The organism is Actinomadura sp. GC306 (assembly GCF_004348665.1).
GTDB lineage: Bacteria > Actinomycetota > Actinomycetes > Streptosporangiales > Streptosporangiaceae > Spirillospora.
In genome coordinates, this window is sequence record NZ_SMKM01000244.1 from 1 (window position 1) to 10,091 (window position 10,091).

The 10,091-nt window shown below is 71.7% G+C and carries 13 protein-coding genes; 10 read left to right on the forward strand and 3 right to left on the reverse strand.

Annotated elements, in window-relative coordinates; genetic code table 11:
* Together E1200_RS26275 and E1200_RS26280 are read left to right on the forward strand one after the other, a co-directional pair.
* On the forward strand, positions 1 to 758 hold a 758-nt coding region (locus E1200_RS26275; RefSeq protein ID WP_131954752.1), incomplete at its 5' end, for a thioredoxin domain-containing protein.
* Positions 759 to 803: 45 nt separating this feature from the next.
* Positions 804 to 1,001, forward strand: a complete 198-nt coding sequence (locus E1200_RS26280) for a hypothetical protein (RefSeq protein WP_131954753.1) — start codon at positions 804 to 806, stop codon at positions 999 to 1,001.
* A 59-nt stretch (positions 1,002 to 1,060) separates the two neighbouring features.
* On the opposite strand, the gene E1200_RS26285 is transcribed toward E1200_RS26280, so the two are convergent.
* Positions 1,061 to 2,062, reverse strand: a complete 1,002-nt coding sequence (locus E1200_RS26285) for an aldo/keto reductase family protein (RefSeq protein WP_131954754.1) — start codon at positions 2,060 to 2,062, stop codon at positions 1,061 to 1,063.
* An 84-nt stretch (positions 2,063 to 2,146) separates the two neighbouring features.
* Positions 2,147 to 2,722 carry a DUF3043 domain-containing protein gene (locus tag E1200_RS26290; protein ID WP_131954755.1) on the reverse strand — a complete coding sequence of 192 codons (576 nt, stop codon included), beginning with the start codon at positions 2,720 to 2,722 and terminating at the stop codon, positions 2,147 to 2,149.
* A 133-nt stretch (positions 2,723 to 2,855) separates the two neighbouring features.
* Here E1200_RS26290 and E1200_RS26295 point away from each other — a divergent pair, with 133 nt between their 5' ends.
* The 6 genes from E1200_RS26295 to E1200_RS26320 all read left to right on the forward strand — a co-directional run bounded on the left by E1200_RS26295 (position 2,856) and on the right by E1200_RS26320 (position 7,169).
* A complete protein-coding gene (locus E1200_RS26295) occupies positions 2,856 to 3,677 on the forward strand; it encodes a PspA/IM30 family protein (RefSeq protein WP_207933553.1) in 822 nt (273 codons plus the stop codon).
* Complete coding sequence (locus E1200_RS26300) at positions 3,674 to 3,952, forward strand: hypothetical protein (protein ID WP_131954756.1); 279 nt, start codon at positions 3,674 to 3,676, stop codon at positions 3,950 to 3,952. Before E1200_RS26295 ends, E1200_RS26300 begins: the two co-directional genes overlap by 4 nt.
* Before the next feature lie 111 nt (positions 3,953 to 4,063).
* On the forward strand, positions 4,064 to 4,981 hold the full coding sequence (htpX, locus tag E1200_RS26305; protein WP_131954757.1) for a zinc metalloprotease HtpX: 918 nt from the start codon (positions 4,064 to 4,066) through the stop codon (positions 4,979 to 4,981).
* Positions 4,982 to 4,986: 5 nt separating this feature from the next.
* On the forward strand, positions 4,987 to 5,556 hold the full coding sequence (locus tag E1200_RS26310; protein WP_131954758.1) for a hypothetical protein: 570 nt from the start codon (positions 4,987 to 4,989) through the stop codon (positions 5,554 to 5,556).
* Positions 5,557 to 5,650: 94 nt separating this feature from the next.
* Positions 5,651 to 6,568 (forward strand): M48 family metalloprotease, encoded by a 918-nt coding sequence (locus tag E1200_RS26315; RefSeq protein ID WP_131954759.1) that lies wholly within the window; start codon positions 5,651 to 5,653, stop codon positions 6,566 to 6,568.
* Between the two features lies 1 nt (position 6,569).
* Entirely contained in the window at positions 6,570 to 7,169 is a 600-nt protein-coding gene (locus E1200_RS26320) for a hypothetical protein (protein WP_131954760.1), read from the forward strand.
* 28 nt (positions 7,170 to 7,197) lie between these two features.
* Here the strand turns inward: E1200_RS26320 and nadA are convergent, their stop codons facing one another.
* Positions 7,198 to 8,352, reverse strand: coding sequence for a quinolinate synthase NadA (gene nadA, locus E1200_RS26325; RefSeq protein WP_131954761.1), 1,155 nt, complete (start codon positions 8,350 to 8,352; stop codon positions 7,198 to 7,200).
* 238 nt (positions 8,353 to 8,590) lie between these two features.
* Between nadA and E1200_RS26330 the strand changes: the two genes are divergently transcribed.
* Together E1200_RS26330 and E1200_RS26335 are read left to right on the forward strand one after the other, a co-directional pair.
* Positions 8,591 to 8,953, forward strand: coding sequence for an iron-sulfur cluster assembly accessory protein (locus tag E1200_RS26330; RefSeq protein ID WP_131954762.1), 363 nt, complete (start codon positions 8,591 to 8,593; stop codon positions 8,951 to 8,953).
* Between the two features lie 171 nt (positions 8,954 to 9,124).
* Positions 9,125 to 10,091, forward strand: a 967-nt coding sequence (locus E1200_RS26335) for a carbohydrate kinase family protein (protein ID WP_131954763.1), incomplete at its 3' end; no start/stop codon positions are given.

The window sequence follows — 10,091 nt, forward strand, 5'->3', positions numbered from 1 at the left end:
CGCCCGGGCCGTACGGCCCCCCGCCTCCGCCGAGGGGCGGGAACGGCTGCGGCGTCGGCCTGGTGATCGGGCTGCTCGCCGGCGGGCTGGTCCTGGTGCTGGCCGTGGCGGCGGTCTTCTTCATCGTGGTCCAAGAGGACGAGGGCGGCGGCGACGGCGGCGGTGTCCAGCTGCGGACCGGCAAGATCGCCGGGGGCGCGGAGGCCGTGCCGCAGCGCGACGGCAGCCTGGAGATGGCCCGCCCCGGCGTCACGTCCCCCGTGGTGGAGATCTTCGTCGACTTCGCCTGCCCGCACTGCGGCGACTTCGACCGCAAGAACGATCCCATGCTCAAGGAGCTCGCGGTCGCGGGGAAGGCGAAGGTGGTGTTCCGCCCGATGGTCATCTTCGCCGCTTCGCGGCAGCCCGCGCACGGCAACTCGGTCCGGGCCGCGGCGGCGCTGCGCTGCGTCGGCGACGGGGCGCACTGGCTCAGCTACCAGGACGCCCTGTACACCAAGCAGCCGGCCGGCCTCGAAACCGAGGGATACCGCAAAGAGGACCTGCTCCTGCTCGCGCACTTCCGCAAGAGCGAGCCCGGCTTCATGTCGTGCGTCACGGAGCAGCGCTTCGCCCGGAGCGTGCAGACGGTCAGCCAGGGCTACATCGACTCCGGCATCCGGGCGACGCCGAGCGTGCGGTTGAACGGGAGCATTCTCGACCAGTCCGACATCGAGAGTCCGGAGTCTTTGCGCCGCGCCATCGAGTCCGCGTCCTAGGGCATGTTCCGGCTAGTCTCACCGCGACGAGGGAGGACGGAAGCGATGGCGTGGAGCTGGCGTTTGGAGAAGGCCGACGGGCGCGCGGTCGGCACGGCGGAGGAGAGCTTCTCCACCCAGGCGGACGCGGAGAGCTGGCTGGGGGAGAACTGGCGGGGGCTGCGCGCGGACGACGTCGACAAGGTGGTCCTGCTGGACGGTGAGACGCTCGTCTACGAGATGAGCCTGCACGAACCGGACTGACCGGGTGCCGGCAGGCCGCGGGGCGGGCGCCCCGCGGCCTCCGCGGCACTTCCGGAGGGTCAGGGGCGCTTGCGCGGGCTCTTGGTCAGCTCGGGGTCGCGGATGACGACCGGGCCGAGGACGTCGTCGATCTTCTTCAGCACGTCCTCCTCCAGCTTCACCCCGGCGGCCTTGACGTTGTCGGCGACCTGCTCGGGGCGGCTCGCGCCCACCAGCGCCGCCGACACGTTCGGGTTCTGCAGCGTCCAGGCGATCGCCAGCTGCGCCATGGAGAGCCCGAGGTCGTCCGCGATCGGCTTGAGCTCCTGCACCCGGGTCAGCAGGTCGTCGTTCAGGAAGCGCTTGATCATGTCGGCGCCGCCCTTGTCGTCGGTGGCGCGCGACCCCTCGGGCAGCGGCTCGCCCGGCTTGTACTTGCCGGTCAGGACGCCCTGCGCGATCGGCGACCAGACGAGCTGGCCGATGCCCTCCCGCTCGCACAGCGGGACGACCTCCTCCTCGATGACCCGCCACAGCATCGAGTACTGCGGCTGGCTGGAGACGATCCGGTCGAAGCCCATCTCATCGGCGATCTTGAGGGCCTGCTCGATCTCCTCGGCCCGCCACTCCGAGACGCCGACGTAGAGGACCTTGCCCTGCCGGACGAGGTCGTCGAACGCCCGCAGCGTCTCGTGGAGGGGGGTCTCGTAGTCGAACCGGTGGGCCTGGTAGAGGTCCACGTAGTCGGTCCCGAGCCGGCGCAGGGAGGCGTGCGCCGACTCCATGATGTGCTTGCGCGACAGGCCGCGGTCGTTCACGCCGCGGCCGGTGGGCCAGTAGACCTTGGTGAAGATCTCCAGCCCCTCGCGGCGCCGCCCCTTGAGCGCGCGCCCGAGGACCTCCTCGGCGCGCGTGCCCGCGTAGGCGTCGGCGGTGTCGAAGGTGGTGATCCCCTCGTCGAGGGCCGCGTGCACGCAGGCGCGCGCCGCGTCCTCCTCGACCTGGGAGCCGTGGGTGAGCCAGTTGCCGTAGGCGATCTCGCTGATCTTCAGACCGCTCCGGCCCAGGTTTCGGAACTCCATGATCCAGACCCTAACCGGGGCGGCCGCCCGCGGCCGGATGCGGACGGACGGATGCGGACGGACGGGTACGGGCCGGCCCGCCGCTCAGACCTTGTCCTTCTCGCCGATCTTCACCTGGGGGTTCGGGATGCGGAGCCGGCGGATCTGCATCGCGCGCATCGCCGCGTACATCCCGACGCCCTTGGCGCTCTCGTCGGGGTAGCGCTCGGCGGCCAGCCGCTTGATGCCCCGGCTCAGCAGGATGCCCTCGGCGAACACGACGAGGAGCAGCACCGGCGGCGCGAACAGCACCAGCAGCCGGGCGAGCGGGATCGGCAGCATGCTCAGCAGCACGATCGCGAACATGCCGTACATCAGGTAGGAGCCGACGGTGCGGCGGGAGTCGACGTAGTCGCGCGCGAGCCTGCGCACGGGACCCTTGTCCCGCTTGAGCAGGTGCTCTTCGTCACCCTTGGCCATGCCCTGGCGCACCTTGGCGCGCTCGGCGGCCTGCTTCTCCCGGAGCCGCTTGTACGCCTCCTTGCGGTTGGAGGGCGCGGTGATCGGCTGCCGGCGACGCTTCTCGGCGTCCCGCCGCTTGGGCGTGGGGCGCCCCTTGCCTCCCGGCTTTACTACCTGAGGAGGATTCGGCGGGGCCTCAGGGGTACGACGCTTGAACACGGGATCAGCCTACCGGGCTGCGAACATCGTGGCTGCCTCGCGCGTTACCGCGTAGGGTGATAAGAACCCCAGCAGTGGCCATTGAGCTCAGTTCAGGACTGAGGCGACAGCACGAAGGGACCGGCGCCGCGCGATGAGCGTGATGAAGAGAATGTCGATGATCTTCAAGGCCAAGGCCAACAAGGCCTTGGACCGGGCTGAGGATCCTCGCGAAACCCTCGATTACTCCTACCAGCGCCAGCTGGAGATGCTGCAGAAGGTCCGACGGGGGGTCGCCGACGTCGCCACCTCGCGCAAGCGCCTCGAACTGCAGATCAACCAGCTGGAGCAGCAGCAGAGCAAGCTGACCGACCAGGGCAAGAAGGCCCTGCAGGTGGGCCGGGAGGACCTCGCCCGCGAGGCGCTGACCCGCCGGTCCGGGCTGGAGAGCCAGCTGAACGACCTGCGCGCCCAGTACCAGCAGCTGCAGGGCGAGGAGGAGAAGCTCACGCTCGCCTCGCAGCGGCTGCAGGCGAAGGTCGACTCCTTCCGCACCCGCAAGGAGACGATCAAGGCGACCTACACGGCCGCCGAGGCGCAGACGAAGATCAACGAGGCGTTCTCCGGCATCTCCGAGGAGATGGGCGACGTCGGCCTGGCCATCCAGCGCGCCGAGGAGAAGACCGACACGATGAAGGCGCGCGCCGGCGCCATCGACGAGCTGCTCGCCTCGGGTGCCCTGGAGGACTTCTCCGGTCCGAAGGACGACATCCAGGCCGAGCTGGACCGGATGGGATCCGGCCCGGGCGTCGACATGGAGCTGGAGCGGCTGAAGGCCGAGCTCGGCCAGGGGCCCGCGCCCAAGGAGCTGAACCAGGGCACGCCGACCGCGCAGCCCCAGCAGCAGGCGCAGCCGCACCAGCAGGACAACCCCCAGCAGGCCCAGTGGCCGCAGAATCCCGGGGGTGCCCAGTGATCGTCCGCCTGATGGGCGAGGGTCAGCTGGACGTGGCCGAGGAGGACCTGCCCGCCCTCAACTCGCTCGACGACCAGCTGGAGTCGGCGATCGAGACGGGCGACGAGGCGACCTTCCGCACCGCGCTGCACGCGCTGCTGGAGAACGTCCGCAAGGTGGGCCGGCCGCTGCCGCCGGACAGCCTGGCGCCCTCCGAGCTGATCCTGCCCCCGGCGGACGCGCACATCGACGAGGTGCGGTCCATGCTGGGCGACGAAGGCCTGATCCCGGACTGATCCGGCCACGCCCCTCGGTCCCCCGGCGCGGTGCACGACCAGGCATAAAGAGATGGTCTTGTGCGTTGTTACAAATGAATACCGATCCGGGGTACCACAGGGGGTGGCCGCATGGCCAGAACGCGCTACGCCTCCGACAGGGGGCTGACGTCGCGGATGCTGCTGACGATGTTCCTGCTGGGGCTCGTCTACGTCGTCTTCGTGGGGGCGTTCATCGTCTTCGTCCCCGAATGGGCCGTCGTCGCGCTGGTCGTGGCGGGCCTGTTCCTGCTCGCCCAGTACTTCTTCTCCGACCGGATGACGCTGTTCGCCATGCGCGGCCGCGTCGTCTCGCCGCAGGAGGCCCCGGAGCTGCACGGCGTCGTCGACCGGATCGTCGCGATGTCGAACGCGCCGAAGCCGAAGGTCGCGATCGCCGACAGCGACGTGCCGAACGCGTTCGCCACCGGCCGCAACCAGAAGAACGCCGTCGTCTGCGTCACCACCGGGCTGCTGCGCCGGCTCGACCCGGTGGAGCTGGAGGGCGTCCTCGCGCACGAGATGGCGCACGTCGCCCACCGGGACGTCGCCGTCATGACGATCGCCTCGTTCCTCGGGATCTGCGCCGGCATGATCACCAGGTTCGGGCTCCAGTTCGGCCTGTGGGGCGGCTTCGGGAGCCGCGGCCGCGACCAGAACACCGGGCTGATCCTGCTGGTGGTGGTCGCGGCGAGCGCCGTCGCCTACGCGATCAGCTTCCTGCTGACCCGGGCGCTGTCGCGCTACCGCGAGCTGTCGGCCGACCGCGCCGCGGCGCTGCTGACCGGGCGCCCCTCCGCGCTGGCCAGCGCGCTGACCAAGGTCAGCGGGGAGATCGCGCGGATCCCCACGCAGGACCTGCGGTCCGCGCAGGCGTTCAACGCCTTCTTCTTCACGCCGGCGTTCGGCCGGGGCTTCAGCGTCTCGTCGCTGTTCTCGACGCACCCGCCGCTGGACAAGCGGCTCGCCCAGCTCTCGAAGATCTCCGACCAGCTCAGCAGGGGAGTGTGACACCGGTGGGCTTCCTCGACACGCTGCTCGGCCGCTCCAAGCCGGCCAAGCCCGACCTCGACCGGCTGTTCGGGCTCTCGACGGCCGCCGTCACCCTGGAGGCGGCGACCGGGTTCGTCCCGACCGGGCGCGGCTCGGTGTGCTTCCGCGCGGCGGAGGGCGGTGCGTTCGCGCGGCTGCAGCGCGACGTCCAGGAACTGCTGGACGCCGACGAGGGGCCCAAGGTCGAGATCAGCAACGACTCCTACGGCTACACGTGGATCCTCGCCCAGCACGATCCGGCGGAGCTGCCCGCCCTCGTCACCGACCTGCACGCGGTGAACGCGACGCTGGAGGCGAACGGCTTCGGCCCGCACCTGCTGGTCTCACTGGTCGGCTTCCGCGGCCCCGAGGGGCAGCGCCTCGCCCTCGTCTACCTCTACAAGCGCGGCACGTTCTACCCGTTCGCGCCGCTCCCCGGCGACAAGCGGGACAACGCGCTCGAACTCCAGGTGCGCGGCGCGGTCGGCGCCGACCTCCCGTTCGAGGACGACCTCGGCCGCTGGTTCCCGGTCTGGGGCGCCCCGGGCCTCTGACCGCGCCCGCGCCGCGTCTCCCCGGCACTGTGTCTTGTGGACTTGTGTGTCATGAGACGCTGTGCGCCGCCCGCGCGCGGACTAGCGTCGGGCCATGGCGCCCTCCCGTGACGCTCCCGACGCCGGGCTGACCTGGCGGATGCTCGCCACGGCGGGCCTGGTCGCGCTCGTGTACGCCGCCGCCGTGCTGCCCGCGTTCCTCCTCGGCCCGGTCTGGGGCGCGGTCGCGGTGGCCGCCGCCGTCGCCTGCGCGGTCGTCTCGGTCCGCGCGGCGGACCGGCTGGTCCTCTACGCGATGGACGCCCGCCCCGTCACCTCCGACGAGGAGCCGGAGCTGCACGCCGTCCTCGACCGGCTGTGCATGTCGTCCGGCCTCCCCAAACCGCGGCTCGCCGTCTCCGCGCTGGAGGCGCCCAACGCGTTCGCCGCCGGGTCGGGGCCCGGGTCGGCGGTGGTGTGCGTCACCGGCGGGCTGCGCCCGCGCCTGCTGCCGGGCGAGCTGGCGGCCGTCCTCGCGCACGAGGTCGCGCACGTCGCCAACCGGGACGTGCTGGTCGGCGCGGTCGCCGCGTTCCCCGGCCTGTGCGCCGGGCTGTTCCTCGGCTGGTGGACGGGCCTGCTCACCGGCCGGGACAGGCACGGCGCCGGGCGCGCGGCGGCCTTCGCGGGCGGGGTCGTCCTGCTGCCGCTCGGCGTCGCGGCGGCGGTGCTGTACGGCGTCGGCACGCTGGTGGGGCTGGCGCTGTCGCGGCACCGGGAGCTGTGCGCCGACGCCACCGGGGCGCTGCTGATCGGGCGGCCCTCCGATCTGGTGTCCGCGCTGGAGAAGATCACCGAGGGGCTGCGCGACGCGTCCCGCGACGACCTGCGGGCGCTGCGCCCGGTGCGCGCCCTGTGCGTGGTCGGCGCGCACGGCGGCGGGGCGGCCGGGCTGCTGTCCAGCCACCCGCCGCTGGAGCGGCGCCGGGAGCGGCTGTCGGTGCTCTCCTGGCGGCTCGCGAGCGGCGGCTGAGGTGGGCGTCCTGGACGGCCTGCTCGGCCGGCACGTGCCCGGCCTGCCGGATCTGGACTGCCTGTTCGACCTGCCGCCCGCCGCGCCCGCGCTGGAGGCCGCGACGGGCTTCGCCCCGGACGGCACGGGCGCCGTCTGCCACCGCCTCGTGGAGGGCGGCCCGTTCGGCGACTTCGACCGGGTGCTGCGCGACGTCGCCCGGCTCCTGCGCGGCGACGCGGGCCGTCAGACGGGCATCAGCGCGGGGCCCTACGGCTGGGGATGGGCGCACGTCACCCGCCCGCCGGACGCCTTCGAGCGGCTGGCCGCCGACCTGCACATGGTCAACTCCACGCTGACCGCCGCCGGTTACGGGCCCTACCTGCTCTGCACGGTGACCGGCTTTCGCAGGAAGGCCGGGGCGCAGCGGCTCCTCCTGGTCCATTCGCCCGGCCGCGGCACGTTCTACCCGTTCGCCCCCCGCCCGCCGGGCGGGCAGGGGGCGCGCGGCCGCAACAACCTGGTCGAGACGCGTGCGCGCGAAGCGCTCGGCGCCGTCCTGCCCATGGAGCCCGACACGGCCCGGTGGTTCCCCCTCTGGGACGCCCCCGGCCTGTCCTAGCGGAGGGCCTGGCTAGGGAGGGCCTGGCTTAGGGGAGGGCCAGCATCTGGTCGAGGGCCACCCGGGCGTAGTGCGCGGTCTCCTCGTCCACCTCGATGACGTTCTGGACGTCACCGCGCACCAGCGACTCCAGCGACAGCACCAGGTGCGGCAGGTCGATCCGGTTCATCGTGGAGCAGTAGCAGACGGCCTTGTCGAGGAACATGACGTTCTTGTCCGGGTGGGCGTTCGCCAGCCGCCGGACGAGGTTCAGCTCGGTGCCGATGGCCCAGGACGAGCCCGGCTCCGCCGCCTCGATCGTCTTGATGATGTACTCGGTCGACCCGATCCGGTCCGCCGCGGTGACGACCTCGTGCCGGCACTCGGGGTGCACCAGGACGTTCACGTCCGGAACGCGCTCCCGGACCTCGTTGACCGAGTCCAGGGTGAACCGGCCGTGCACGGAGCAGTGGCCGCGCCAGAGGATCATCTTGGCGTCCCCGAGCTGCCGCTGCGTCAGGCCGCCCTCCCGGCGGTGCGGGCTGTAGACGACGCAGTCGTCCAGCGAGAACCCCATCTCCAGGACGGCGGTGTTGCGCCCGAGGTGCTGGTCGGGCAGGAACAGGACCTTCTTGCCCTTCCCGTAGGCCCAGTCCAGAGCGCGCTTGGCGTTGGACGAGGTGCACACGACGCCGCCGTGCCGCCCCACGAACGCCTTGATGTCGGCCGAGGAGTTCATGTAGGTGACGGGGACCACGTCGTCGGCGACGCCGGCGTCCTCCAGGACGTCCCAGCAGTCCTCGACCTGGTCGAAGGTGGCCATGTCGGCCATCGAGCAGCCCGCGCCGAGGTCGGGCAGGATCACCCGCTGGTGGGCGGCGGTGAGGATGTCGGCGGACTCCGCCATGAAGTGGACGCCGCAGAACACCACGTAGGGGGCGTCGGGCCGGGCCGCGGCCTGCTGCGCCAGCTTGAACGAGTCGCCGGTGACGTCCGCGAACTCGATGACCTCGTCCCGCTGGTAGTGGTGCCCGAGCACGAACACCCGCCCGCCGAGGGCGGCCTTGGCGGCGCGGGCCCGCTCGACCAGCGCCGGGTCGGACGCGGGCGGCAGCTCGCCGGGGCAGTCGACACCGCGCTCGGTGGCGGGGTCGGTGCCGCTGCCGAGCAGCAGCAGCGGAAGGTCGCGTGTCGTGGTGGTCACGGCGTTCTCCCTTCGCGACGGAGGACTTATCGTCGCTTTGACGACTAATGATGGCACATCCCCGCCGCGGCCGTGGTGTGACGTAGGACGCACCCTCCCGCGGTGTTAGCCGCCGCCGATACGCGGAATGGCCATGTGGCGAGGTACGTTGTCCTACGGGAAGGGGCGTACGACGTCCTCGAGGACAAGCGACACTCCGCCGCTCCGCGCGGCGCAGCGAGACCCGGGAGCTGAACACATGACGGTTTCAGGCGAGACCACGCAGGAGACCACGCAGCAGGGCGTCAAGCTCAGCGACGCCGCCGCCGAGAAGGCCAAGGGCCTCCTTGAGCAGGAGGGCCGCGACGACCTCGCGCTGCGTGTCGCCGTGCAGCCGGGCGGCTGCTCCGGCCTGATCTACCAGCTCTTCTTCGACGAGCGCGAGATGGACGGCGACCAGATCCAGGACTTCGGCGGGCTGTCGGTCCGCGTCGACCGGATGAGCGCCCCGTACCTCACCGGCGCGACCATCGACTTCGTCGACTCCATCGAGAAGCAGGGCTTCACGATCGACAACCCGAACGCGTCGGGCTCCTGCGCCTGCGGCGACTCGTTCAACTGAGCCGCGTTCGGTGAAGCGCCCGCGGAGAGGCGGCCGGGGACCTTGCCCGGCCGCCTCTTTCCGGTTGCCCGCCGCACTCCGGCCGTGCTCCACGGTGCGCCGGGGAAGTAGTCTTTCCGGGTTGCAACAGCCGGTGAACAGCCGGACGACCACGACGAGGAGAGCGGCTTCGTGCGCATCGCCGTGACAGGCTCGATCGCTACCGACCATCTGATGACCTTCCCCGGAAGGTTCACCGACCAGCTCCTGCCCGACCAGCTGGCCCGGGTATCGCTGTCCTTCCTGGTGGACGAGCTGGAGATACGCCGCGGCGGCATCGCCGCCAACATCTGCTTCGGCATGGGGAGCCTCGGCAAGGACTCGATCCTCGTCGGCTCCGTCGGCGCCGACTTCGCCGACTACCGCTCCTGGCTGGAGCGGCACGCCGTCGACACCGCGTCGGTGCACGTGTCGGAGATCCACCACACGGCCCGCTTCCTGTGCACCACCGACCAGGAGCAGAACCAGATCGCGACGTTCTACGCCGGCGCGATGAGCGAGGCCCGCTCCATCGAGATCAAGCCGGTCGCCGACCGCGTCGGCGGCCTCGACCTCGTCGTCGTCAGCCCGAACGACCCCGAGGCGATGCTCCGGCACACCGACGAGTGCCGCACCCGCGGCATCCCGTTCGCCGCCGACCCGTCCCAGCAGCTCGCCCGGATGGAGGGCACCGAGGTCCGCCGCCTCATCGACGGCGCCGCCTACCTGTTCAGCAACGACTACGAGCGGGCGCTCGCCGAGGAGAAGACCGGCTGGAGCGGCGAGGAGATCCTCGGCCGCGTCGGCATCCGCGTCACCACCCTCGGCGCCAAGGGCGTCGTCATCGACCGCGAGGGCGAAGAGGGGCTGCACGTGCCGTGCCTGCCCGTCGAGAACGTCGTCGACCCGACCGGCGTCGGCGACGCCTTCCGCGCGGGCTTCCTGACCGCGACGGCCTGGAACCTGCCGCTGGAGCGCGCCGCCCAGGTCGGCTGCGCCGTCGCCGCGCACGCCCTGGAGGCCGCCGGCCCGCAGGAGTACACCCTCTCCCGCCAGGGCTTCCTCGACCGCTTCGCCGCCGCCTACGGTGCCGACGCCGCCGACGACATCGCCCCCAGCC

Bases quoted from the DNA above. Each gene is read 5' to 3' on its own strand.
- E1200_RS26280 (WP_131954753.1), top strand. From the start codon at position 804: ATGGCGTGGAGCTGGCGTTTGGAGAAGGCCGACGGGCGCGCGGTCGGC.
- E1200_RS26315 (WP_131954759.1), top strand. From the start codon at position 5,651: ATGGCGCCCTCCCGTGACGCTCCCGACGCCGGGCTGACCTGGCGGATG.
- E1200_RS26295 (WP_207933553.1), top strand. From the start codon at position 2,856: ATGAGCGTGATGAAGAGAATGTCGATGATCTTCAAGGCCAAGGCCAAC.
- htpX (WP_131954757.1), top strand. From the start codon at position 4,064: ATGGCCAGAACGCGCTACGCCTCCGACAGGGGGCTGACGTCGCGGATG.
- E1200_RS26330 (WP_131954762.1), top strand. From the start codon at position 8,591: ATGACGGTTTCAGGCGAGACCACGCAGGAGACCACGCAGCAGGGCGTC.
- E1200_RS26285 (WP_131954754.1), bottom strand. From the start codon at position 2,062: ATGGAGTTCCGAAACCTGGGCCGGAGCGGTCTGAAGATCAGCGAGATC.